This window comes from Micromonospora sp. AP08, assembly GCF_008085935.1.
Classification (GTDB): Bacteria; Actinomycetota; Actinomycetes; order Mycobacteriales; family Micromonosporaceae; genus Micromonospora; species Micromonospora chersina.
Genome location: NZ_VSEZ01000008.1, coordinates 1 through 23,508 on the forward strand (window position 1 = coordinate 1; position 23,508 = coordinate 23,508).

Annotated in this window: 20 protein-coding genes; 9 read left to right on the top strand and 11 right to left on the bottom strand. The window is 74.3% G+C overall.

Annotated features, from left to right (window positions below; translation table 11 throughout):
* The 3 genes from FXF50_RS15245 to FXF50_RS15255 all read right to left on the bottom strand — a co-directional run.
* Nucleotides 1–1,009, bottom strand: a 1,009-nt coding sequence (locus tag FXF50_RS15245; protein WP_148428840.1) for a 6-phosphofructokinase, incomplete at its 3' end; no start/stop codon positions are given.
* A gap of 178 nt (nucleotides 1,010–1,187) precedes the next feature.
* Complete coding sequence (locus tag FXF50_RS15250; RefSeq protein WP_148428352.1) at nucleotides 1,188–1,691, bottom strand: pyridoxamine 5'-phosphate oxidase family protein; 504 nt, start codon at nucleotides 1,689–1,691, stop codon at nucleotides 1,188–1,190.
* A gap of 70 nt (nucleotides 1,692–1,761) precedes the next feature.
* On the bottom strand, nucleotides 1,762–2,259 hold the full coding sequence (locus tag FXF50_RS15255) for a polyadenylate-specific 3'-exoribonuclease AS (protein WP_091320172.1): 498 nt from the start codon (nucleotides 2,257–2,259) through the stop codon (nucleotides 1,762–1,764).
* A gap of 246 nt (nucleotides 2,260–2,505) precedes the next feature.
* On the opposite strand from FXF50_RS15255, the gene FXF50_RS15260 reads away from it, so the two are divergent.
* A complete protein-coding gene (locus tag FXF50_RS15260; protein WP_091268212.1) occupies nucleotides 2,506–3,198 on the top strand; it encodes a Crp/Fnr family transcriptional regulator in 693 nt (230 codons plus the stop codon).
* 288 nt (nucleotides 3,199–3,486) lie between these two features.
* Here the strand turns inward: FXF50_RS15260 and FXF50_RS15265 are convergent, their stop codons facing one another.
* Complete coding sequence (locus FXF50_RS15265) at nucleotides 3,487–3,723, bottom strand: hypothetical protein (RefSeq protein ID WP_148428354.1); 237 nt, start codon at nucleotides 3,721–3,723, stop codon at nucleotides 3,487–3,489.
* Between the two features lie 110 nt (nucleotides 3,724–3,833).
* On the opposite strand from FXF50_RS15265, the gene FXF50_RS15270 reads away from it, so the two are divergent.
* Nucleotides 3,834–7,337 carry an adenylate/guanylate cyclase domain-containing protein gene (locus FXF50_RS15270; protein WP_255510042.1) on the top strand — a complete coding sequence of 1,168 codons (3,504 nt, stop codon included), beginning with the start codon at nucleotides 3,834–3,836 and terminating at the stop codon, nucleotides 7,335–7,337.
* A gap of 2 nt (nucleotides 7,338–7,339) precedes the next feature.
* On the opposite strand, the gene FXF50_RS15275 is transcribed toward FXF50_RS15270, so the two are convergent.
* On the bottom strand, nucleotides 7,340–8,032 hold the full coding sequence (locus FXF50_RS15275; RefSeq protein ID WP_091320159.1) for a 1-acyl-sn-glycerol-3-phosphate acyltransferase: 693 nt from the start codon (nucleotides 8,030–8,032) through the stop codon (nucleotides 7,340–7,342).
* A 204-nt stretch (nucleotides 8,033–8,236) separates the two neighbouring features.
* Between FXF50_RS15275 and FXF50_RS15280 the strand changes: the two genes are divergently transcribed.
* A complete protein-coding gene (locus tag FXF50_RS15280) occupies nucleotides 8,237–9,091 on the top strand; it encodes a DUF308 domain-containing protein (RefSeq protein WP_148428356.1) in 855 nt (284 codons plus the stop codon).
* A gap of 173 nt (nucleotides 9,092–9,264) precedes the next feature.
* On the top strand, nucleotides 9,265–10,683 hold the full coding sequence (locus FXF50_RS15285; protein WP_148428358.1) for a trehalose-6-phosphate synthase: 1,419 nt from the start codon (nucleotides 9,265–9,267) through the stop codon (nucleotides 10,681–10,683).
* A 9-nt stretch (nucleotides 10,684–10,692) separates the two neighbouring features.
* On the opposite strand, the gene FXF50_RS15290 is transcribed toward FXF50_RS15285, so the two are convergent.
* From FXF50_RS15290 to FXF50_RS15315, 6 genes are all read right to left on the bottom strand, one after another.
* On the bottom strand, nucleotides 10,693–11,517 hold the full coding sequence (locus FXF50_RS15290) for an alpha/beta hydrolase (RefSeq protein WP_148428359.1): 825 nt from the start codon (nucleotides 11,515–11,517) through the stop codon (nucleotides 10,693–10,695).
* Nucleotides 11,514–12,917 (bottom strand): NAD(P)/FAD-dependent oxidoreductase, encoded by a 1,404-nt coding sequence (locus tag FXF50_RS15295; RefSeq protein WP_148428360.1) that lies wholly within the window; start codon nucleotides 12,915–12,917, stop codon nucleotides 11,514–11,516. The genes FXF50_RS15290 and FXF50_RS15295 overlap by 4 nt, the downstream gene beginning before the upstream one ends.
* 459 nt (nucleotides 12,918–13,376) lie before the next feature.
* Nucleotides 13,377–14,078, bottom strand: coding sequence for an endonuclease/exonuclease/phosphatase family protein (locus FXF50_RS15300; RefSeq protein ID WP_148428361.1), 702 nt, complete (start codon nucleotides 14,076–14,078; stop codon nucleotides 13,377–13,379).
* 1 nt (nucleotide 14,079) lies between these two features.
* A complete protein-coding gene (locus FXF50_RS15305) occupies nucleotides 14,080–15,036 on the bottom strand; it encodes an ROK family glucokinase (protein WP_187399685.1) in 957 nt (318 codons plus the stop codon).
* Nucleotides 15,037–15,101: 65 nt separating this feature from the next.
* The gene (locus FXF50_RS15310; RefSeq protein WP_148428363.1) at nucleotides 15,102–15,758 is read right to left on the bottom strand and encodes a hypothetical protein; all 657 of its coding nucleotides are present in this window, start codon (nucleotides 15,756–15,758) and stop codon (nucleotides 15,102–15,104) included.
* Nucleotides 15,759–15,799: 41 nt separating this feature from the next.
* Nucleotides 15,800–16,255 (bottom strand): SRPBCC family protein, encoded by a 456-nt coding sequence (locus FXF50_RS15315; protein WP_148428365.1) that lies wholly within the window; start codon nucleotides 16,253–16,255, stop codon nucleotides 15,800–15,802.
* A 180-nt stretch (nucleotides 16,256–16,435) separates the two neighbouring features.
* Between FXF50_RS15315 and FXF50_RS15320 the strand changes: the two genes are divergently transcribed.
* The 5 genes from FXF50_RS15320 to FXF50_RS15340 all read left to right on the top strand — a co-directional run bounded on the left by FXF50_RS15320 (nucleotide 16,436) and on the right by FXF50_RS15340 (nucleotide 23,423).
* Nucleotides 16,436–18,241 carry a long-chain fatty acid--CoA ligase gene (locus FXF50_RS15320; protein ID WP_148428367.1) on the top strand — a complete coding sequence of 602 codons (1,806 nt, stop codon included), beginning with the start codon at nucleotides 16,436–16,438 and terminating at the stop codon, nucleotides 18,239–18,241.
* 14 nt (nucleotides 18,242–18,255) lie between these two features.
* Nucleotides 18,256–19,947, top strand: coding sequence for a GAF domain-containing sensor histidine kinase (locus FXF50_RS15325; protein WP_148428369.1), 1,692 nt, complete (start codon nucleotides 18,256–18,258; stop codon nucleotides 19,945–19,947).
* 7 nt (nucleotides 19,948–19,954) lie between these two features.
* Entirely contained in the window at nucleotides 19,955–20,623 is a 669-nt protein-coding gene (locus FXF50_RS15330) for a response regulator transcription factor (protein WP_007072219.1), read from the top strand.
* Nucleotides 20,624–20,833: 210 nt separating this feature from the next.
* Nucleotides 20,834–21,646, top strand: coding sequence for an SAM-dependent methyltransferase (locus FXF50_RS15335; protein WP_148428371.1), 813 nt, complete (start codon nucleotides 20,834–20,836; stop codon nucleotides 21,644–21,646).
* An 88-nt stretch (nucleotides 21,647–21,734) separates the two neighbouring features.
* On the top strand, nucleotides 21,735–23,423 hold the full coding sequence (locus tag FXF50_RS15340) for a bifunctional diguanylate cyclase/phosphodiesterase (RefSeq protein ID WP_255510066.1): 1,689 nt from the start codon (nucleotides 21,735–21,737) through the stop codon (nucleotides 23,421–23,423).
* Nucleotides 23,424–23,508 lie beyond the last annotated feature (85 nt).

Genomic DNA, 23,508 nt, shown 5'->3' on the forward strand with positions numbered 1-23,508 from the left:
CGGCCTCGGCGTACCGCTCCAGCGGCACGGTCTTCAGCTCCCGGGTGGCCTCGGCGAGGGGGACGCGGACGATGTCCGTGCTCTGCATGGCGACCATCTTGCCCCAGTCGCCCTCGTTCGCCGCGTCGATCGCGTGCAGGCCGAGCCGGGTGGCGAGCACCCGGTCGAACGCGGTCGGGGTGCCGCCGCGCTGGATGTGGCCGAGCACCACGGTGCGGGCCTCCTTGCCGGTCTTCGCCTCCAGCTGCTCGGCGAGCCACTGGCCGATGCCGCCGAGGCGGACGTGGCCGAACGCGTCGAGCTCCTGGTTGTGCAGCACCATCTGGCCGTCGAGCGGCTGGGCGCCCTCGGCGACCACGACGATCGGGGCGTACTGGTGCTGGAAGCGCTTCTCGACGTAGCCGGCGACCTGCTCGACGTCGAACTGCCGCTCGGGCAGCAGGATCACGTTGGCGCCGCCGGCCAGGCCGGCGTGCAGGGCGATCCAGCCGGCGTGCCGGCCCATCACCTCGACGACCAGGGTGCGGTGGTGGCTCTCCGCGGTGGTGTGCAGCCGGTCGATCGCCTCCATGGCGATGTTCACGGCGGTGTCGAAGCCGAAGGTGTAGTCGGTGGCGCCGAGGTCGTTGTCGATGGTCTTCGGCACGCCGATGACGTGGACGCCCAGCTCGTGCAGCTTGGTGGCGACGCCGAGGGTGTCCTCGCCGCCGATCGCGATCAGCGCGTCCACGCCCTGCGCCGCGAGGTTGTCCTTGATTCGCTCCACGCCGCCGTCGATCTTGAACGGGTTGGTGCGGGACGAGCCGAGGATGGTGCCGCCACGGGGCAGGATGCCGCGGACCTCCGCGATGCCCAGCGGCTTGGACAGACCCTCCAGCGGGCCCTTCCAGCCGTCCCGGAAGCCCACGAACTCGTGACCGTAGGTGGCGACGCCCTTGCGGACCACCGCCCGAATCACCGCATTGAGACCAGGGCAGTCGCCGCCGCCGGTGAGCACGCCGATACGCATGATCTGCTCATCCTCCTGGAGCATCAGGTGAAGCCCGGATAAGCCCCAGGATATGTGTCAGACCAGACCATCGGCGCCGTTGCCGGCCCGGGGCGGGCCGTCAGTGCGCACTGTAGTCGGCGTGCGGGCCCGCCGACACCGCGCCCCGGCCCGTCCCGGGCCCCGGAACGGCTACCGCTCAGTAGCTGACCTCGTGGTTCTCTCCCGCCTTCGGCGGCTGCCCGGTGACCGCCGCCCGGGCGAAGCCGAGCAGGTTCACCACCGTGCCGCCCGGCGCGTCCCAGTACTCGGCCGAGCTGGCATGCACCTTGATCAGCGTGAGGCCCGGGGTGTCCAGGCCGTCCGGGAACCAGGTCTTCAGCAGCGGGTGCCAGAGCCGCTCGGCCCGGGCCCGGTCCCACTCCTCGCCGGCGGTGCCGGCCACCGACACCCAGGCGTGGTGCCGTTGGTCGGCGAAACCGACGTTGACCTGCGGGTTCACCCGGATCTGGCGGACCTTGGCGGAGTCCGCGTACGCGAAGAACCAGAGGTCGCCGTCGAACTCCGCCTCCTGGAGCCCCATCGGGCGGCTGACCAGCCGGCCGTCGACGGCGGTGGTGGTCAGCAGGCAGATGCGCGCGTCGCGGATCAGCTCGGTGACCCGGCGGCGGCCATCCTCGACGTCGGTCGGCTGCTTGTTCATGCGGCCCTCCCTCGGATCGACTCGATGTCGAACCCTGCCCGGGACAGAACCGGTCAAACCTGTCGACAGCTCACCGAGTGGTCATGGCCCGCCAGCGGGCCAGGTTGTGCCGCGCGTCGACCAGCGCGTCGTGCCGGCCCGCCTCGGCCTCCGGCAGCCGCGGCCGGCCGCGGTCGTCCCAGAGCTGCCGCAGTTCCTTGGTGAACCGCGGGATCTCCCGGGGCAGCGCCGGCATGGCCCCCCAGAGCTGGGCCAGCACCACGTGGTCGTACGCCGCGTACCAGGCCCAGAGCTCCAGCTGCTCGCCGGGCCGGTCCCGGACCGGCTCCATGAGGAACTCGTAGAGGTCGTCGCGGATCCGCTCCCGCGAGCGCCAGGCCCGGTCGGCCGGCGAGGGGAGCTTGTCCAGCACGTTGCGGCGCACCCAGGGCACCGCCCGGGAGTCGTCGAACTCGGTGGAGACCGCGTAGAACTCGCGGCCGTACTCATCGACGACGCCGATCGACACCAGGTCGACGATCCGGCCGTCCTCGATGAACTCACAGTCGTAGAAGTAGCGGTAGGCCATCCCCACCATCCTCGCCCACCGCCGCCGACCACCGGTCGGCGGGGCGTCCGCCGAGGTCGTCGGCCCGCCCGCCCCAGCTCGCGACGGTCACGGAAGTGTCTCCAGGGGTGTACAGCACGCGACCGGGCCGTCATGATCTGATGTGTACCGCTACCGGACGCCGAACCGGTTGAGATGCCTCGTGCCGGGGTTGACAGGTTCACCCGGTGTGCGAGCTGTGGTCCTTGACCGGGGAGGGGTTGGGCCGTGGAGATGCGCCTGCCGGAGCCGGGTGACGCGCTCACGGGCGTCGAGATGTTCGCCGGGCTGGAGCCGGAGGTGCGGCAGCGGGTCATCGCCGCGGCCGTGCCGCGCACGTACCGCAAGGGTCAGTTGCTCTTCGTCGAGAACGACCCCGGCGAGTCGCTGATCGTGCTGCGCCGCGGCGCGGTGGCGGTGTTCCGCACGGCCCCCACCGGCGAGCGCGCCGTGCTGTCGGTCATCCGACCGCCGGACGTGCTCGGCGAGGTCTCCCTGCTGGACGCCTCGACCCGGTCGGCGTCGGCCGAGGCGATCGAGGACTGCGCCGCGCTGGCGCTGTCCCGGCCGGCCTTCATGGAGCTGGTGCACTCCAACCCGCGCATCCTCGACGCGGTGATGCGCTCCCTCGGCCAGCTGATCCGCCGGCTCACCGAGCAGAACGCCGACCACGTCTTCCTCGACCTGCCCGGCCGGGTGGCCAAGACGCTGGTCCGGCTGGCCGGCGAGAGCCAGGCGCCGATGATCACCATCGAGCTCAACCAGAGCCAGCTCGCCGAGATGGCCGGCGGCTCGCGGCAGAGCGTCAACCAGGCCATCGGCTCCTTCGCCAGCCGTGGCTGGCTGCGCACCGAGGGGCGCCGCATCGTGGTCACCGACGTGGCCGCGCTCCGCCGCCGCGCCGGCATGAACGACCGCTGACCGGCTGACCCGACCCGACCGCCGGGCCGCGCGGAAGTCCGCGCGGGCGGCGTCCCCGTCCCCACGCACGGCTGCGCCGGCTGCCTCGGCAGCCGGCGTGACCGTGATGCGGTTCAGCGGGTCGGACCGCCCAGTAGCCCGGACCGGCCCAGCCGGTCGTCGTGTCGGCGTTGGCGTTGGCGTTCGGGGGGCGGCGCGCGGCGGCGGTCCGCCGTCGCGGCGGTCGCCTGAGCCGCACGGTGGAGGGTCGATGGGGCCGGCGGGACTACCGCCGGCCCCACCGTGCGGTCACTTCTCCGTGGTGTCGGCCGGCGGCGAGCTCGGGCCGGGACCGATCTTCTGCGGGTCGGTCTCCTTGGTCGTGGTGGTCGTCGTGGTCTTGGTCGACTCGGCGCCCACGGGCTGCTCTACCATGCCTTTTTCCTCCAGTTCGGCGAGAGTGACGGCGTCGACGTCGACCGTGTCGCCCGAGGCCCACACCGTCCCTCGTGGATCGGTCCAGGGGACGGCCAGTCGGACGTGCACGGCACTCTCCCTGTCGACGGGACTTCCTGGTACGGAAGACTAGACCCGGCCGATCGGCCTTGACGTCCCGCCGACCCGTCGGGTACCCGACTGCCCGGCCGCGCGGGACGATGGGGGATCTCACGCGTACGGAGCTGGACATCGACCTCACCTGTGGACACTGCTCCCGGACCGCCGGCCCGGACGACCGCTTCTGCGGCGGTTGCGGCCGGCCCCTCGCGGCGACCTGTCCGGGCTGCGGTCACGCCAACAACGCCGAGGCGAACTTCTGCACCAACTGCGGGCAACCGTTGCGCGACCACGCCGTCGCGGTGCAGGAGGACCGCCGGCAGGTCAGCGTGCTCTTCATCGACATCGTGGACTTCACCACGTACGCCGAGCGGGCCGACCCGGAGCAGGCCCGCGGCCTCCAGCAGGCGTACTTCGCCACGGTGCGCCGGCTGGTGCACCAGTACGGCGGCGTGGTGGAGAAGTACATCGGCGACGCGGTGATGGCGCTGTTCGGGGCACCCGTGGCGACGGACAACGACGCGCTGCGCTGCGTGCGGGCGGGGCTGGAGCTGCAACGGAGCCTGGCCCGGCAGCCGGCCGGCCCGCACCCGCCGCTCGGCTTCCGGGTCGGCATCGCCACCGGTGAGGCCCTGGTCGACCTCGCCGCCGCCCGCGACGGCGGCCAGGCGTTCGTCACGGGCGACGTGGTCAACACCGCGTCCCGGTTGCAGGGGCTGGCCCCCGCCGGCGGCGTGGTGGTCGACGAGAGCACCTGGGCGGCCACCCGGCACGAGATGGAGTACGCCGACCAGCCGCCGGTCACGCTGCGGGGGCGGTCGGCGGTGAGCCGGATCTGGCTGGCCGTCCGCGCCCGCCCCCGCCGCGACGGGCACACCGCCGAGCTGGCCCCGATGGTCGACCGGGACCACGAGCGGGGCCTGCTGGTCAGCGCCCTGCACCGCACCGTCACCGAGCGCACCTCGCAGTTGCTGACCGTCTTCGGCCCGGCGGGGGTGGGCAAGAGCCGGCTGCTGCGCGAGCTGGCGCTGCACGCCGCGAACCTGCCCGGAGCCCGGGTGACCTGGCTGATCGGCCAGTGCCCGCCGTTCGGGGAGAACGTCACCTACGCCGCCCTGGCCGACATCGTGCGGAGCTGGTTCGGGCTACCCGACTCCGACGACCCGGCCGCCATGCGGGAGCGGCTGCGGGACCGGCTGGGCCGGCTGGCCGACCCGCACGCGGTGCGGCTGGCCGAGGCGCTGGGCCCCCTGGTCGGCGTGCCCGGCGAGCGGCTCACCTCCGCCGAGACCGAGGCGGCCTGGCGGCGGTTCCTGCTCACCCTGGCCGCGACCGGCCCCACGGTGCTCGTCTTCGAGGACATGCACTGGGCGGACGAGACCATGCTCTCCTTCGTGGAGCAGCTCGGCGCGGCCGCCCGCAACGTGCCGCTGCTGGTGATCGCGACGGCCCGCCCGGAGCTCCGCGAGCGGCACCCGGCGTGGACGGGCACCATCAGCGGCGCCATGTCCATCTCGGTGCCGCCCATGCACGACGGGGACATCGACACCCTGTACTCGCTGCTGCTGGGCCGCGCCACCCTGCCGCCGGAGGCCCGCGGGCCACTGATCGAGTTCGCCGACGGCAATCCGCTGTACGCCCAGGAGTACGCGCGGATGCTGCTCGACGGCGGGCTCGTCGAGCGGAAGACGACGCTCCCGCCGCTGGATCCGGTCAATGGGACGGGGATGCCGCGTACCGTCCAGGCGGTCATCGCCAACCGGCTGGACCTGCTCGACCCGGCCGACCGGGCGGTGCTCCAGGCGGCCTCGGTGGTGGGCGTGCAGTTCTGGGCGGCGCCGGTGGCCCTGGCCCTGGGCCGGCCGGCCGAGTGGGTGGAGCGGGCGCTGCACCGCCTCCAGCGCCGCGACCTCGTCTACGAGCTGCCCGCCTCGACCATGCCGGGCCAGCCCGAGTACCGGTTCCGGCACATCCTGGTCCGGGACGTCTGCTACCAGCGGCTGCCCCGGGCGGAACGCGTCGCCCGGCACCAGCGCACCGCCGACTGGCTGGAACAGCTCGCCGACGGCCGGCAGCACGACCTGGCCGAGGTGCTGGCCAACCACCGGTGGGCGGCGCACGAGATCGCCCGCACGGTCGGCCTCGACCCGTCCCCGCACGCCCAGGCCACCCGGACCGCGCTGCACCGGGCCGCGCGCCGGGCGTACGCGCTGCACGCGCTGGACACCGCGGCCACGCTGGTCGGCCGCGCGCTGGCGGTGGACTGCGGACCGGACCCCTCCCTGGACCTGTTCCAGGCGGAGCTGGCGTTCTACCGGGACCGCGACGGGTTCCTGGTGGGCGGCGGCACGGAGACGCTCACTTCGCTGGCCGACCGGCTGGCGGGGGCGGGCGACCTGCCGGGCGCGGCGAAGGCGTGGCGGCTGCTGGCCACCGCCGCCTGGGCCCGGGCCGACCGGTCGGAGACGCTGCGCTGCCTGGACCGGGCGATCCGGCTGCACGCCGGGCTGCCGGACAGCGAGGACAAGGTCGGCGCGCTGCTGGAGCTGGCCCGGACGCACATGCTCGATGCGGAGGCCGAGCCCGCCTGCGCCGCCGCCCGGGCCGCCGCCGAGCTGGCCGAGCGGCTGGAGCTGCGGGAGGCGCGGGCGAACGCCCGGATCACCCTGGCCGTGGCGCGTTACCAGGCCGGTGTCGAGGAGGCGTACGCCGAGCTGGCCGAGGTGACCGAGGAGTGCCGGGTGGAGCGGCTGACCAGCCGCCGGCGCGCGGTGCACAACCTGGCCTGGGCGTTGCAGGAGGAGGGCGACCTGACCGGTTCGGCCCGCCTGGTCGACGAGCAGCGCTCCCTGGACCTGGGCGGCGAGCACGGCCTGACGGTCAGCTTCGCCGACCAGTGGACCCGGTCGTACTACAGCGGGGACTGGACGGCGGCGTTGCGGATGGCCGAGGGGTCGACCCGGCGCCCGACCGACGAGTGGGACCTGCACATCGTGGCGGTGTCCGGCTGGATCCGCGCGCTCGGTGACGCGCCGCCCGACGGCGGCACGGAGGACGGCGCCGACCTGGTGGACCAGGCGCTGGTCGCGGCCCGGCGCAGCGGCTTCCACCGGGTGCTGCGGTCCACCGTGGCGCACGCCGCGTTGTGCCGCGCCGTGCAGGGCCGCCGGGACGAGGCGCTGGCGCTGCTCGCCGAACTCGACGCCGACTGGCGGCGCACCCGGATGATCCCGTTCGCGGAGTGGGTGCCGGCGGTCGGGCACGTGGCGGGGGTGCTCGGCGGTGAGGCGGCGCTCCTGGTCCGCGACCTGCTGGCCCGCGCCCCGCGGACGACGCGCTGGGCGCGGGCGGCCGCCCGGTCCGCGGACGCGGCGCTGGCCCGGCGCGACGGCGACGCCCGGCGGGCGGCCGACCTGTTCAGCGCGGCGGCGGCGAGCTACGCCGAGATGACCGACGTCACCGACCACGTCATCGCGTCCGCCCTCGCGGTGGGGCCGCTGAACGAGGCGGATCCGGCGGCCGCGGCGAAGACGCTCGCCGAGGTGCGCGCCTTCGCCGAGCGGCATGCCGCCGCCGGCCTGCTCCGGATCGCCGGGGCCGGCTGACGTCAGGCGGGCACGGGCTCCCGGGGCTGGGCCTTCGCCTTCTGCGCGTACATGTCGACGTACTCGCGGCCGGACAGTTCCATGAGCTCGTACATGATCTCGTCGGTGACGGCGCGCTCGACGAACCGGTCGCCGGACATCCCGGCGTAGCGGGAGAAGTCGAGCGGGGCGCCGAAGCGGATCCGCACCCGGCCGAGGTTGGGGACGATCTGCCCGGTGGGCTGGATCGCGTCGGAGTTGAGCATGGCCATCGGCACCACCGGGGCGCCGCTCTCCAGGGCGAGCCGGGCCACCCCGGTCTTGCCCCGGTAGAGCCGGCCGTCGGGCGAGCGGGTGCCCTCCGGGTAGATGCCCGCGATGCCGCCGGACCGCAGCACCCTGAGCTGGGTGTCCAACGCGGCGCGGGCGGCCCGGCCGCCGGAGCGGTCGACCGGGATGGTGCCGGAGCCGACGAAGAACATCTTGGTCAGCCAGCCCTTGAGGCCCTTACCGGTGAAATATTCGGCTTTGGCGATGAATGTTACTTTTCGCTTGACGATCAACGGGGTGAAGATCGAGTCCGAGAAGGAGAGGTGGTTGCTGGCCAGGATCACCGGGCCGGACTCCGGGACGTTCTCCAGCCCCTCGACCTGCGGGCGGAAGATCAACCTCAGCAGCGGGCCGAGGATGATGTACTTCAGCAGCCAGTACAGCACCGGGGTCCTTCCAGGCGGGAGCGGTGACGGGCCGGTCGCCGGGGTGCGGCGGGGGCCGCCGGGACCGCGCCCGGGGCGCCGTCGGCGAGCGGGACTGTCGGGAAGAGGGTACGAACAGGGAGCGGCACGCCACAACGCACTCCCGGAACCGGGTCCCGGCGTGTCAGGATTCAGGGCACGACGGTGCGGCGAAGGGGGTGTCCGGTGTCAGGGGGCGGGCCCCGCCGGGGACGGCGGGACAACGGGCTCGACGCGGCCGAGTACGCGGTCGCGGGCGACGTCGATCCGCGCGTCGGGGAGCACCTGCTCGACGTGCTCGCCGCCGGCGGCATCGCCGCCTACCTCCAGCCCTCGGCCGACCTCAACCCGGTGACCCGCACCACCACCGTCCCGTCCCGCCCGATCGACCGGCTCTACGTCGACCGCTCCCACCTGACCACCGCCCGCGACTACCTCACCCAGCTCAGCGACGAGGGGGGCCGCGAGCCGGCCCGCGACGACGAGCCGGACATCGAGGCGGAGTGGGCGAAGATCGTCGCCGGCTTCCACACCGCGCCGAGCGCCGGGAGCCACCCCTGGCCGGCCGCCGAGGACGTCGACGACCCGGTGGACCCGGTCGACCCGGCCACCCCGGGCGGCGGCGCTCCGGGCCGCGCCGAGGAGACCGCCGGCCCGACCGCCACCGACGTACGCCGGCTGCCCTACGCCGCGGACGTCTCCGGCATCTCGCTGAGCCGGGGGCGGCAGGACGAGCCCTCGCTCCTGGACGGCCTGGACACGTTCGGCGCCGACCTGCCCGGCGACGGGGACGAGGAGCACTACACCCCGCCACCGCCGCCCCCGCTGCCGCGCTTCTCGAAGTACGCGGTGGTCGGCGTGCTCTGCATCGTGCTCGGCTTCCTGCTCTTCCTCTCCCCCACCCTGCTGTCGGCGCTCGACCCGTCGGTGGTGACCCTGTTCGGCTTCACCGGCATCCTGGCCGGCTTCGTGATGCTGATCTGGCGGCTGCGCCCCGGCGACTCCGACGAGCACGACCCGGACGACGGCGCGGTGGTCTGACCGCGGCGCGCCGGCCGCCCGGATGGCGGGACACCGCGCGCCGCGGGCCGGTCGTGTAACAGGGGTGTAACTTACTGTCAGTAGGAATACCGCTGTACGTCACGTCCCGCACCGGCTGTCCGGGTTGGGCCCCTCCTCCGGTGGTCGGTCCTCTGCTGATCGGAATGCCCGAGATGCGACCGAGTCCCCTCGTGGTGGTTGCCAACCGCCTCCCCATCGACGACAGTGTGGCGCCGGACGGCGCCTTCGAATGGCGCCGCAGCCCCGGCGGCCTGATGAGCGCCCTGCACCCCCTGCTCCGGCACACCCCCGCGACCTGGGTGGGCTGGGCCGGCGGCACCGGCCCGGCGCCGCACCTGCCCGACGTGGACGGGGTCCGGCTGCACGCCGTCCCGCTCAGCGGCGAGGACTTCCGCGACCACTACGAGGGCTTCGCCAACGCCACCCTCTGGCCGCTCTACCACGACGCCGTCGAGCAGCCCGAATACCACCGGCGCTGGTGGGAGGCGTACCAGCGGGTCAACCAGCGGTTCGCCGAGGCCGCCGCCGAGGTGGCCGAGCCCGGCGGGCTGGTCTGGGTGCAGGACTACCACCTCCAGCTCGTGCCGGGGCTGCTCCGCGAGCTGCGCCCCGACCTGCGGATCGGCTTCTTCCTGCACGTGCCGTTCCCGCCGCCGGAGCTGTTCATGCAGCTCCCCCGCCGGGCCGAGCTGCTGCGGGGGATGCTCGGCGCGGACCTGATCGGCTTCCAGCGGGCCCAGGCCGCACACAACTTCGCCCAGCTCGTCACGAAGGTGCTCGACCTGCCCGCCACCGACCGGCGGATCGGCGTCGGCGACCGGGTGGTCCGGATCGGCGCCTTCCCGGTCTCCATCGACACCGCCGAGATGGCCGCGCTCGCCGCCCGGCCCGATGTCGCCGACCGCGCCCGGCGGCTGCGCCAGGACCTCGGCGACCCGGAGCGCGTCATCCTGAGCGTCGACCGGATGGACTACACGAAGGGCATCGAGCAGCGGCTCAAGGCGTACCGGGAGCTGCTGGCCAGCGGGGACGTCAAGGTCCACGACACCGTGCTGGTCCAGGTGGTGGTGCCCAGCCGGGACCGGGTGGCCCAGTACCAGATCCTCCGCGACCGGGTGGAGCACCAGGTCGGGCGGATCAACGGCGAGTTCGGCCGGGTCGGCGAGCCGGCGATCCACTACCTCAGCCAGCCCTTCGACCGCACCGAACTGGTCGCCCTCTACCGGGTCGCCGACGTGATGGCGGTGACCCCGCTGCGGGACGGGATGAACCTGGTGGCCAAGGAGTACGTGGCCGCCCGGGTCGACGGCACCGGCGCGCTGCTGCTCAGCGAGTTCGCCGGGGCGGCCGCCGAGCTGGCCCAGGCGTACCTGGTCAACCCGCACGACCTCGACGGGCTCAAGGCGGCGCTGCTGGCCGCGCTGCGGGCCGCGCCGGAGGACGTGGCGGCCCGGATGCGGGCGATGCGGGAGCACCTGGGCCGCAACGACATCCACGCCTGGGCGGGGTCCTACCTGAGCGCGCTGGAGGAGACCACGTCCCCGCCGGGCCGGCGCACCACGAACGGCTGACCCCGGCGCTCAGCGGAGGGCGCGGGTCGGGTCCTTCTCCAGCCAGTCGAGGATCGCGTCGACCGGTTCCCGCCAGCGGGCGTCGAGCATCAGGTCGTGGCCCATGCCGGGGAAGAGCAGCGGGGCCGAGGCGTAGCGGCGGGCCGCCGCGGTCAGCGCCGCCGCCGGCACCACCCGGTCGTCGGGGCTGCCGAGCACCAGCACGGGCGGGCGGCCCACCGCCGGCTCCGGCTGCCGCCCGGTGAGCAGCTGCCACTGCGCCCGGCGGCCGGCCCGGCCCAGCCGGGAGACGTACCGGCGGGCCTCGGCGTCGGGCAGTTCCCGGCTGAACAGCTGCCGGCGGTTCAGCCGCAGGCCGGCGCCGAACACCGCGGGCAGGGTGCCGGCGGGGTTGCGGCGCAGCGCCGTGCCGAAGGTTCCCCAGCCACCGAGCACGGGCGCCACCAGCACCGCTGCCCGGGCCGGGTAGCGGGCCAGGGCGTGCGCGACCACCCGGGCGCCGGCGCCGTGCCCCACGAGCACCGCCTGCCGCGGCAGGCCCGCGGCCGCCTGGACCACGTCATGGGTGTACGACCGCAGCGTCGCCTCCGGCGCCGGATCGCTGCCGCCGTGCCCGCGCAGGCTCAGCGCGTACGCCGGGAAGCCGCGGCCGGCGGCGTGCCCCAGCCAGTGCTCGGCGAACGCCCACGCCCCGTGCCCGAACCCGGGCACGAACAGCAGCGGCGGCTTCGCCTGGTCCAGCTCGGGCAGCGCGGCGAGCACCTCGCGGCGGGCCGGCCGCTCGGGACGGGCCCACTCCCAGCCCCGCACCACCCGGACACGTTCGCTGGTCACTTGGCCTCCAGGTCGTGGAGCGCCCGCTGGAGCGCGCGCAGGTAGTCGGCGTGCCCCACCTCGAACCAGTGCCGGGTGCTGTCCTTGACCTTCGCCGAGTACCGCTCGCCGAGGCCGGCGGCGACCCGGCGGCCGAACGCGGCGGCCCGGTCCGGGTGGGTGGTGCGCAGGGTGAGCAGCCGGGCGAACAGCACGCTCTGCCAGTGCGAGATGGGGAAGATGCCGGAGTCCGGCTGCACCAGGCCGACCACGGCCAGGGTGGGGTGGCCGGCGGTGAACGCGTTGAGCCAGAGCCGGGGCCGGCCGGAGCCGTCCGCGTCGCCGAGCACCTTGCCCTCGAGGAACTCGAAGCGCGGCAGGTAACCGGTGGCGAAGACGACCAGCTCGGGGTCGATCTCCCGGCCGTCGGTCAGCTCGACGGTGCGGTCCTTGAACCGCGCGATGTCCGGCACCGGGGTGATCTCCCCGTGGCCGACGTAGTAGACGAGCTGGCTGTTGGCGATCGGGTGCGTCTCGTAGACCCGGTGGTCGGGCTTGGGCAGGCCGAACCGGGTCAGGTCGCCGACGGTCAGCCGCAGCGTCCAGTGGTAGAGCCACTGCCGCACGCGCAGCGGCACCCGCAGCGCGAGCAGGGTGTCGTTGACCTGGTCGGCGGGGCGGCCGAAGACGTACTTCGGGGCGTACCAGTAGCCGCGGCGGGTGGCGTGCCAGCAGCGGGACGCCTGCTGGGCCGCCTCGACCGCGATGTCGCAGCCGGTGTTGCCGGCGCCGACCACCAGCACCCGCTTGCCGCGCAGCTGGGCCGGGTCCTTGTAGGACGAGGCGTGCATGACCTCGCCGCGGAACTGCTCCAGCCCCTCGTAGCGGGGCAGCTTCGGCGACCAGTTGTGGCCGTTGGCCAGCACCACGGCCGCGTAGCGGGAGGTGCGCTCCGGGCCGTAGCCGCCGGTGCTGCGGGTGGTGACGTCCCAGCGGTCCCCCTCGACCGGCTCGACCCGGACCACCTCGGTGCCGAACCAGACGTGCTGGCGCAGGTCGAAGTGGTCGGCGTAGCGCTCGAAGTAGGACAGCAGCTGGGCGTGGTGCGGGTAGTCCGGCCAGTCGTCCGGCATGGGGAAGTCGGGGAACTGGGTGAACGGCCGGGACGAGATGAGGTGCGTGCTGGCGTACACCGGGCTGCGGTCGTGCCGCCAGTTCCACGCCCCGCCGACGCCGGTCTCCCGCTCGTAGCAGTCCACGCCGAAGCCGGCCTCGCGGAGGTTCTTCACGGCGGTGAGGCCGCTGGCCCCGGCGCCGATGACGCAGACGGTGTCGCCGCGGTCGGAGACCGGGCGGCCGTCCCGGGTCGGGGCGACCGTCGGGTCCGGGTCGGGGCGGCCGAGGTCGGTGGAGGAGGACACCGGGAATCTCCTTTTGTGCGGCACGAGTGCCGGGTCGGTGCGAAATCCTGCCGACAATGCCCGCCGTTGTCCAGCCGCCGGGGCCGCGGGATGTCGTGGCGGCCGGCCGTCGTGGCGCTGGGTAACCGGCTCTTCCGATCACGCAGCGTGTCGTCCGCCTCCGACCCTCGGCCCTCTGGTTGCGCCGCTTTGCTCTGCAGCCATTCACGCAGCACCGCGCTGAGCTGCGGCCCTGCGTTCGCCCTCCGGGCCGCTGCCACAGCACGGCGGTCACGCAGGGTCGCTGATGCGCATGTGGCTGCAGAGCAAAGGCGGTCGAGGGGTGAGGGCCGACGTCGGGCGACGTCACGCTAGGTCACACCTTGCCGCCCGCGTCCGCGAGGTGCCCGCGAGGTGCCCGGCGCGGCGCGAGGCAGCGCCACGCCACGCGGGCGGCGCCCGCTGCGCACGAGGGAAGGGTCAGTCGCCGGCGGGCAGCAGCAGGTCGACCAGGACCGGGAAGTGGTCGCTGGCCTGCCGGGTCCGCGGCGTGTCCACCACGTCGTAGTCGACGACCTCGACGCGCGGGTCCACGAAGAGGGCGTCGATGCGCCGGCGCGGGTTCGCGCAGGAGTAGGTGTGCCGGTCGGCGCGGTCCATCGCGACCGCCGCGTCGGTGAGGCCCTCGGCGACCGTCCGCCACGCCGGCCCGTCCGGCCCCTCGTTGAGGTCCGCGCCGGCGACCACCGGCAGGGTCGCGGCGGCCAGCTCCCGCTTGAACGCCGCCGCCTGCGCCGGCCGCTCGGCCGGGTCGGTGGAGAGGTGGGAACCGGCCAGCAGGAACCGGCTCCCACCCACCAGGCATTCGGCGTACGCGGCCCCGCGCAGGTGCCGGCCGGGGGTGAGCGGGTAGCGCTGGCAGCGGGTCGCCGTCACCCGGACCCGGAGGCTGGTCAGCAGCAGGTTGCCCAACGAGGGCAGGCCGCCGGCCGCCACCACCAGGCCGAACGAGTCGGCGAGGGTGGCGCACTTCTGCCGCCACCGGAACCGCCGCGGCCCCTCCTGGACGATCACCACGTCCGGCTCGGCCGCCCGGACCACCTCGGCCAGCGCGGCGGTGTCGTCCCGCTGGCTGTGGATGTTGTAGGACACCACCCGCAGCGGCACGCCTGCTGCCGGCACGTCAGATCCGCCGGGCCAGGTCGGCGGCGCCGATGACACCGGCGCTGTTGCCCAGCTCGGCGGGGCGTACCTCGGCGACGGGCAGTCGGCTGCGCTGGGCCAGGGCGTCGGTGAACGACCGGCGGGTCGGCCCGAGCAGCAGGTCGCCCGCGTCGATCACGCCACCGCCGACCACCAGCACCTGCGGGTCGAGGATCTGCGCCATGTCCGCGAGGCTGGTGCCGAGCCAGCGGCCCACCTGGGCGAACGCCTCGGCGGAGACCGGGTCGCCGCCCTTCGCGGCGGCGGTCACCATCGGCCCGGTGATCCCCTCGGCCTCGCCGCCGGCCAGCTCCAGCAGGGCGGTGGCGCGGTGCGGCTCCTGCCGGGCGGCGGCGCGGGCGAAGCGGACCAGGGCGCTGCCGCTGGCGTACTGCTCGATGCAGCCCAGCCGGCCGCAGCCGCACTGGTGGCCGTCCGGCACGGTGAGCATGTGGCCCAGCTCGGCCGCGATGCCGTTGGCCCCGCGGACCAGCTCGCCACCGAGCACGATGCCGCCGCCCACGCCGGTGCCGATGGTGAACATGACCATCGAGTCGTCGGCGTGCCGGGCCGCGCCGTAGCGGAACTCCGCCCAGGCCGCGACGTTCGCGTCGTTCTCCACGATCACCGGCAGGCCGGTGGCGTTGCTGACGTAGTCGCGCAGCGGCTCGTCCCGCCAGGCCAGGTTGGGGGCGAAGAGCACGGTGGAGCGGGAGGCGTCGATCCAGCCGGCCGCGCCGATGCCGACCGCGCCGACGGTGCGGCCGGTGGCCAGCTCGGTGACCAGCTCGATGATGACGTCGCGGGTCTTGGCCACGTCGTCGGCGGGGGTGTCCCGTCGGGCCTGCACGAGAACCTTGCCGGTGTCGTCCACGACACCGCCGGCCACCTTCGTGCCACCGACGTCGACTCCGATGGTCAGCGTCACCGCTGCCACTCCCCTCTGCTGTGCTGCCCGGCCCCCGACCGAACCGGCCGTGCGATCCCGGGATGTCCGGTGGGTCAGGCCCCGTCGCCTGGTACGTCCTCGCCCACCTCGCCGGACGCCCGCGAGGCGGGCACCACGGGACGGCCGGCCGGCGGCCGGCTCGGCGCCGGCGCGTCCGGCCCGGCGGCTTCGGCGGGCGGCACGACGACACCCTCATCGGCCGCGCCCTCCCCCCGGGTGGCGGCCGACCACACGTCCTGCTCGGGTGCCGGCTGAGAATCATGCCCGGTACGGGTCGCCTCGCGCCACACGTGGTCCCCCGACGCGGTCCCGGCGGGCCCGCCCTCCGCCGTCGTGCCGCCCGGCTCGGCCGGGGCGAAGGCGCGCAGCAGGCTGGCCACCCCGGCGGCCAGGTCGCCGGCGCCGGTGGCGAGCCGCTCGGCGAATTCGGGACTCGGGTCACGCAACGCCGCGATACCCCGACAGACCGGGCACACGCAGCATTCCGGCGATCCGGTGGCGAAGCCTCCGCCGGCCCCGGCCTTGGCGGACGAGCCGTCGCCCGCGCCCGCGCCCCCCGGGCTGTGACCGAGGACACCCGACAGGATCCCACCGAGCGGACCCCAGGGGCCGGCCCCGGGCGTGGCGGCGGCCAGCTTCGCCGTGGCCAGCAGCATGGCGACGAGGCGCTCCGCCTCTTCCCGGGCCGAACCCGGATCAGTGGTGCCCATGGTTCGGCTCCTCCAGCGTGACAACCGGGACGACGGTCGGGTCAGTGGGCCGCACCGAGTGCTTCTACCCGGCGCTTGAGCTGCTTCAACGCCGCGTCCATGATCATTTTCTCGGCCTTGCGGCGAAACATGCCGAGCATCCCCACGGAGAGCTCCACCTCGAGGGTGTAGGTCACCGTGGTCGTTCCGTCCGGGTTACCGACCAGGTCGTACGACCCGCGCTGGGACTTCTGCATCTTCGAGGGCGCCATCAGGTGCCACTCGATCCGGGAGATGTCCTCGGCGTACTCGTAGGCCAGCACGTACTCGTCGGCCATCACGCCCGCGTCGATGGTGAACCGGACCTGGCTGGCGTAGCCGTCCTCGTACTCCTCGATCACCTCGGCCTGCCGCACCGCCTCGGTCCACTCCGGGTAGCGGGGGAAGTCGCAGATGACGGCCGCCACCCGGTCCGGTGACGCGCCGACGACGATCGACTGGGTGGAGGTGTCCGCCATGGGGGGAGGCTACCCGGCGACGGGCCGGCGTGCGCCGCTCCACCCCCGCCCGTCGCGGGGGCGCCGGTGTCCCACCTACCGGGCAGGCAACCTCCCTACCTCATCCCCCGGGGCGGGCGGGTAGGTTTCGACTGAGCCGACCACGGTCGGCCCGGCCAGTGCGAGCACGAGGGAGTGCAGGTGCGCGAGTTCTCCGTTCCGCCGATCGTCACCGTCGGCGATGCGGCCAACCTGACCGACCCGGTCTGGGACAACGCCGAGGTCGCCCCCGACGCCGTGCAGTTCGTCCGGCGCGCCGCGGGAACGGGCGGCGCCTGGATCGACGTGACCTGCCGCCAGTTCCGCGACGAGGTCGTCGCGGTGGCCCGGGGCCTGGTCGCGGCCGGCGTCTCCCCCGGTGACCGGGTCGGCCTGATGAGCCGCACCCGCTACGAGTGGACGCTGCTCGACTACGCGATCTGGGCGGCCGGCGCCGTCACCGTGCCGATCTACGAGACCTCCAGCGCCGAACAGGCCGCCTGGATCCTCTCCGACTCCGGCGCGGTCGCCGTCGTGGTGGAGAGCACCGGGCACGCCACCCTGGTCGCCGGGGTCCGTGACCGGCTGCCCGAGCTGCGCGAGGTCTGGCAGATCGAGCTGGGCGCGGTCGACGAGCTGGTCGCCGCCGGCGCGTCGGTCGACCCCGCCGAGGTCGAGGTGCGCCGCTCCACGCTGAAGGCCGACGACGTCGCCACCATCATCTACACCAGTGGCACCACGGGCCGCCCCAAGGGCTGCGTGCTGACCCACCGCAACATCTACGCCGACATCGCCAACGCCGTGCCGGTGCTGCCGAACCTGTTCCGCGCGGGCGCCTCCACCCTGCTCTTCCTGCCGCTGGCGCACGCCTTCGCCCGGCTCATCCAGGTCGGCGTCGTGCAGGCGCGGGCCACCATGGCGCACTGCTCGGACACCAAGAACCTGGTCGGCGAGCTGCAGGAGTTCAAGCCGACCTTCGTGCTCTCCGTACCCCGGGTCTTCGAGAAGGTCTACAACGCCGCGCGGCAGAAGGCCGAGGCCGAGGGCAAGGGCAGGATCTTCGACCGGGCCGAGAAGGTCGCCATCGCGTACAGCGAGGCGCTGGAGACCCCCGACGGGCCGGGCCTGGGCCTGCGCGCCCAGCACACGCTCTTCGACAAGCTGGTCTACCGCAAGCTGCGCGCGGCGATGGGCGGCCGGTGCCGGGACGCCATCTCCGGCGGCGCCCCGCTCGGCGCCCGGCTCGGGCACTTCTTCCGCGGCGTCGGGGTGACCATCTGCGAGGGCTACGGCCTCACCGAGACCGCGCCGGCCGCCGCCGCGAACCTGCCCGGGCACACCCGGATCGGCACGGTCGGCCGGCCGCTGCCTGGCGTCACGATCCGGATCGACGACGACGGCGAGGTCCTGATCTCCGGGGAGATCGTCTTCCAGGGCTACTGGCACAACGAGGCGGCCACCGCCGAGGCGGTGAGCGCCGACGGCTGGTTCCGCACCGGCGACCTGGGCCAGCTCGACGAGGACGGCTACCTCTCGATCACCGGCCGCAAGAAGGAGATCATCGTGACCGCCGGTGGCAAGAACGTCGCCCCGGCGGTGCTGGAGGACCAGGTCCGGGCGCACCCGCTGGTCAGCCAGTGCGTGGTGGTGGGCGACCGGCAGCCGTTCATCGCGGCGCTGGTCACCATCGACGAGGAGGCGCTGCCGAAGTGGCTGGCCGCGCACGGTCGCCCGGAGGCCACCAGCGTCGCCGAGCTGCGCGAGGACGAGACGCTGCGGGCCGAGGTGCAGGCCGCCGTCGACCAGGCCAACCAGGCGGTCTCCAAGGCCGAGGCGATCAAGGTGTTCCGGATCCTGCCGCAGGACTTCACCGAGGCGACCGGCGAGCTGACCCCCTCGCTCAAGGTCAAGCGGCAGGTCGTGCACAAGACGTACGCGGCGGAGATCGCCGATATCTACCGAGGCTGACTACCATCCGTCAGGTGCCCGCCTCGACACCCAGCCAGCCGCCGACCCAGCCCCTGGCGGCCGCGGCGCGCGTGGTCATCCTCGCGCTGGTCGCCGCCCTGACCCTGTTCGCCACCCGCGACCCCGCCCAGCTGTGGTGGATCGCCCTGCTCGGCGTGGCCGGGCTGCCCGCCGTACTGGCGCCGCAGCACCGGCTGCTCGCCCCGATCAGCCGATTCGCCGAGGTGATGGTGCTCGGGCTGGCCGCCAGCCAGGTCGCCGCCGACACCCACCTCACCGGGGTGACCGGCGGGCTGGGCGCCTCGGCGGTGCTGCCGTACCTCGCCGTGCCGGTCACCGTGACCGCGCTGCGCCGCCGGTTCCGCGAGGGCGCGGCCCTGCTCGTGGTGGCGGCGGCCACCCTGCTGGTCAGCGCGGCCTTCACCGAGGTCGCCGGTGAGCCGCAGCTGCGCCAGCTCGGCTACCTGGCGGTCTGCGCGCAGTGGCTGATCCTGGCCGGCCTCGGCCTCTACACGGCCGGCACGCTCCAGCGGGTGATGCGGGTCCGCGGCGAGGGCAAGCCCCAGCCGTACGCGGAGGCGACCCGGCTGCTCACCCAGCTCCGCACGGTCGCCCGCCAGCTTCCCGGCGCCACCCTGGACCCGGGCGGCATCTCCGAGCACCTGCTGGAGGAGCTGCGGGTGGTGGCCAAGACCGACCGGGGCGCGGTGCTGTCGGCCAGCGGGGGCGGCCGGCTCGTGGTGCTCGCCCAGATCGGCGCGGACCGGGTCGACTGGGAGACCACGCTCGACGCCGACTCGGCCATCGCCGACGCCTGGGCCAGCCAGCAGCCGACCACCTCGGCCCGCTCGCAGGCCCGCTCCCGGGCCTCGGGCGAGGTCTCGGCGCTGATCGTGCCGCTGGTCGCCGGGGTGCGCACGGTCGGCCTGGTGGTCGTCGAGGCGGACACCGCGCACGCGTACCCGCCGCCCGTGGTGTCCCGGGTGACCGCGCTGACCGGCCCGGCCGCGCTGCGCCTGGAGGCCGCGCTGCTCTTCGACGAGGTGCGCTCGCTGGCCACCAACGAGGAGCGGCAGCGGCTGGCCCGGGAGATCCACGACGGGGTCGCCCAGGAGCTGGTGATGGTCGGCTACGGCATCGACAACGCCCTGGCCACGGTGCACGACGACGCCGAGGAGACCGCCGACTCGCTGCGCACCCTGCGCCAGGAGGTCACCCGGGTGATCACCGAGCTGCGGCTCAGCCTGTTCGAGCTGCGCAGCGAGGTGGACCGGCACGGCGGCCTGGCCGCCGCCATCGCCGAGTACGCCCGCACCGTCGGCGCCTCCGGCGGCCTGCGGGTGCACCTGTCCCTGGACGAGTCCACCGCCCGGCTGCCCGCCGCCACCGAGGCCGAACTGCTGCGCATCGCGCAGGAGGCGGTGACCAACGCCCGCAAGCACGCCGGGGCGGCGAATCTGTGGGTCACGTGTGAGGTGGACCCCCCGTACGCCCAGATCGAAGTGTCGGATGACGGTCACGGCATCGGTGACCAGCGCCCCGACGGGCACTACGGTCTTGCGATCATGGCCGAGAGGGCGGAACGTATCCGGGGCCGGTTGGAGATCAGGCCGCGGCAACCCAGCGGCACGACCGTGGCGGTGGTACTTGGCACCTCGCCCCGGCGCGATAAGGTGCGCGGCAGCGCAGCAGCAGAAGGGGAGTAACCCGAGGATGACCACCAGCCCGACACCGGCCACCCGGACCAAGGTGCTCCTTGTCGACGATCACGATCTGATCCGCAAGGGTCTGCGGCACGCCTTCGAGCGGGACCGGCAGTTCGAGGTCGTGGGCGAGGCCGCCACGGCCGCGGAGGGTGTGCGCCAGGCCGGCGCGCTCCAGCCGGACGTAGTGATCATGGACCTGCGGCTGCCCGACGGCAGCGGCCTCGAGGCCACCCGCGCCCTGCGCAAGTCCAGCGCGTCGATGGGCATCGTGGTGCTCACCATGTACGCCGGCGACGACCAGCTCTTCGGCGCCCTGGAGGCGGGGGCCAGCGCGTTCGTGCCGAAGACCGCCCCGGCCGACGAGGTGGTGGCCGCCGCCCGGCACGCCGCCTCCTCCCCCAGCGCGTTCACCGCGGCCGACCTGGCCGAGGCCATGAAGCGCCGGCTGGCCCCGTCCGGCCCGCAGCTGTCCCCCCGCGAGGGTCAGGTGCTGCGGCTGCTCGCCGACGGCATGAGCGTCGCCGGCATCGCCAAGCAGCTGTTCGTCAGCGAGTCGACCGCCAAGACGCACATCTCGAAGCTCTACGAGAAGCTCGGCGCCGCCAACCGCGCCCAGGCCCTGATGACCGCGCTGCGGCTGGGGCTGCTGGAGGCCCCGGACGCCCCGAAGTTCTGACGGCGTCCCACCAGCTCGACGCCGGAGAGGCCCCCGTCCGCACCCCGGACGCGGGCCTCTCCGGCATTCCGGGCGCCCCCGACCGCGTACGGTGAGGGGCCGGACGCGTAGCGACGGCGGTCTTTGCACGGCGACGCCGGGCGGGCAGAATACCCGGGTGATCCGCGCGGCGGTGACCCCCGCGCGTCGGCGACACAAAGGGGCAAGCGCATGCAGCGGCCGGACTGGGCACCCGAGACCATCGACATCGAGCGCCCCAGCGTGGCCCGCATGTACGACTACTACCTCGGCGGCTCGCACAACTTCGCGGCCGACCGGGCCGCGGCCCGGGCCATGGTGGAGGCGGTGCCGGAGGCCCCGCTGATGGCGCAGGCCAACCGGGCCTTCCTCCGCCGGGCGGTGCAGTTCCTCGCCGACTCCGGGGTACGCCAGTTCCTCGACATCGGCTCCGGCATCCCGACCGTCGGCAACGTGCACGAGATCGCCCAGCGGATCGACCCGGAGTCCCGGGTGGTCTACGTCGACGTCGACCCGGTCGCCGTGGCGCACAGCCAGGAGATCCTGGCCGGCAACGACCGGGCCGCGGTGGTCCAGGAGGACCTGCGCCGGCCCGAGGCGATCCTCCGCCATCCCGACGTCCTCCGGCTGCTGGACTTCTCCCAGCCGGTCGCCGTGATGATCGTGGCGGTGCTGCACTTCATCCCGGACGCGGACCGCCCGGAGGCGTTCCTGCGGACGCTGCGCGCGGCGCTGGCCCCCGGCAGCTACCTGGTGCTGTCGCAGGCCAGCGACGACGGCCGGGCCGGCACCGGCGAGCGGGCCGAGGCCGAACGGGTCTACCGGCGCACCGACAACCAGCTCTTCATCCGCAGCCGGGCCGAGTTGACCGCGCTGTTCGCCGGCTTCGACCTGGTCGAGCCGGGCGTGGTGTGGGTGCCGGAGTGGCGGCCGGACGCGCCGGAGCACGCGGAGAACGCCGCGCAGGCGGTCTTCATGGGTGGGGTCGGGCGGCTCGGTGGGTGACGCCGGGGCCACCGCCACCACCCGCTCCCGCCCCGGTGCCTTCGCCCGGGCCTGGGCCAAGGCGGTCTCCGGGACCAGCTACCTGCCGATGACCCAGGCCCAGCTGGAGGCGCTGCTCCAGCGGCTCACCGAGCGGCTGGCGCTGGCGCTCCGCGCCGACCCGTTCGACCTGCGGATCGGCCAGCAGGTCGGGGCCGAGCTGGTGCAGGCGCACATCGCCTCCGCCGAGGGGCTCGGCCGCACCATCGAGGTGATCCAGCTCCGCCTGGTCCGGGACCTCGACCTGGCCGTCGACGACGTCGAGGACCGGATGGCCCGGCTGCTCGGCACCGTCGCCACCGGGTACGCCCGCGCCCTGCGCGACCGCACGCTCGACGAGCAGGAGGCCATCCGGCGGGCCGCCATGGTGGCCCGGGCACAGGCCGAACGGGCGCTGCGGGACAGCGAGGCCCGGTTCCGGCACCAGGCCACCCACGACCCGCTGACCGACCTGCCCAACCGCACCCTGTTCACCGAGCGGCTCACCACCGCGATCACCGCGCCCGGGCGGGGCGCCGACCGGATCGGGGTCTGCTTCCTCGACCTGGACCGGTTCAAAGTCGTCAACGACTCCCTCGGCCACCAGGTCGGCGACTCGCTGCTGGTCTCGGTGGCGCGGCGGCTGCGGCGGGCGCTCGGCGAGCACCTGGTGGCCCGGCTCGGCGGCGACGAGTTCGTCATCCTGGTCGAGCGCACCGGCTGCACCGAGGACGTGGTCAAGGTGGCCGAGGCGGCCCTGGCGGCGGTGAGCGAGCCGGCGCTCGTCGACGGGCACGAGCTGACCGTGTCGGCCAGCATCGGCATCGTGGAGCGGCAGGTGGCCGGCACGTCGCCCATGGAGCTGATGCGCGCGGCGGACAGCACCCTGCACTGGGCCAAGGCGGCCGGCGGGGCCCGCTGGTCGATCTTCGACGCCGACCGCAACCGCCGCGAGCTGGCCCGCTACGCCCTCTCCGCGGCGATCCCCGCGGCCCTGGACCGGGGCGAGTTCTACCTCGACTACCAGCCGCTGACCGGGCTGCGCGACGGCCGGGTGGTCGGCATGGAGGCGCTGGTCCGCTGGCGCCACCCCGAGCTGGGCGTGCTCCGCCCGGACAGCTTCATCCCGCTCGCCGAGGAGACCGGCCTGATCGTCCGGCTCGGCAGCTGGGTGCTCGCCGAGGCCTGCCGCGAGGCGGGGACCTGGGCGGCCGGGGCGGCCGACGCCCCGTTCGTCAGCGTCAACCTGGCCGTCCGCCAGCTGCACCGGCCCGGGCTGGTGCAGGAGGTGCAGGGCGTGCTGGGGCGCACCGGCCTGCCCCCCGAACGGCTGCAACTGGAGATCACCGAGAGCACCATGATGAGCACCGTCGCGGAGCCGGTCCGCGCCCTGCGGGTGCTGGCCGACCTCGGCGTCCGGGTCGCCATCGACGACTTCGGCACCGGCTACTGCAACCTGGCGTACCTGCGGGACCTGCCGGTGAGCGAGCTGAAGGTGGCCGGCGAGTTCGTGGCCGGGCTGCGCGCACCGGCCGACGACCCGGGCAGCCGCACCAACGAGCGGATCCTCGCCTCGCTGGTCTCCCTGGCGCACGCCCTCGGCCTGACCGTGACCGCCGAGGGGGTGGAGACCGCCGACCAGGCGGACCGGCTGCGCGCGATCGGCTGCGACGCCGGGCAGGGCTGGCACTTCGGCCGCCCCGGACCGGCCGTGCCGCACCTGGGCCGCTCCCCCGCCCTGACCGACACCGCCTCCTGAGCCCGGTCAGGCCGGGGTGCGCGGCCGGCGGCCGTCCTCACCGTGCAGGTACGCCACCTGGTGGCCCCGGCACGACGCCGGGGCC

What these genes read in the sequence shown, in the direction of transcription:
- FXF50_RS15335 (WP_148428371.1), top strand. Translation starts at nt 20,834, where the DNA reads ATGCAGCGGCCGGACTGGGCACCCGAGACCATCGACATCGAGCGCCCC.
- FXF50_RS15310 (WP_148428363.1), bottom strand. Translation starts at nt 15,758, where the DNA reads ATGGGCACCACTGATCCGGGTTCGGCCCGGGAAGAGGCGGAGCGCCTC.
- FXF50_RS15330 (WP_007072219.1), top strand. Translation starts at nt 19,955, where the DNA reads ATGACCACCAGCCCGACACCGGCCACCCGGACCAAGGTGCTCCTTGTC.
- FXF50_RS15285 (WP_148428358.1), top strand. Translation starts at nt 9,265, where the DNA reads ATGCGACCGAGTCCCCTCGTGGTGGTTGCCAACCGCCTCCCCATCGAC.
- FXF50_RS15250 (WP_148428352.1), bottom strand. Translation starts at nt 1,691, where the DNA reads ATGAACAAGCAGCCGACCGACGTCGAGGATGGCCGCCGCCGGGTCACC.
- FXF50_RS15270 (WP_255510042.1), top strand. Translation starts at nt 3,834, where the DNA reads ATGGGGGATCTCACGCGTACGGAGCTGGACATCGACCTCACCTGTGGA.
- FXF50_RS15255 (WP_091320172.1), bottom strand. Translation starts at nt 2,259, where the DNA reads ATGGCCTACCGCTACTTCTACGACTGTGAGTTCATCGAGGACGGCCGG.
- FXF50_RS15340 (WP_255510066.1), top strand. Translation starts at nt 21,735, where the DNA reads ATGACCCAGGCCCAGCTGGAGGCGCTGCTCCAGCGGCTCACCGAGCGG.
- FXF50_RS15315 (WP_148428365.1), bottom strand. Translation starts at nt 16,255, where the DNA reads ATGGCGGACACCTCCACCCAGTCGATCGTCGTCGGCGCGTCACCGGAC.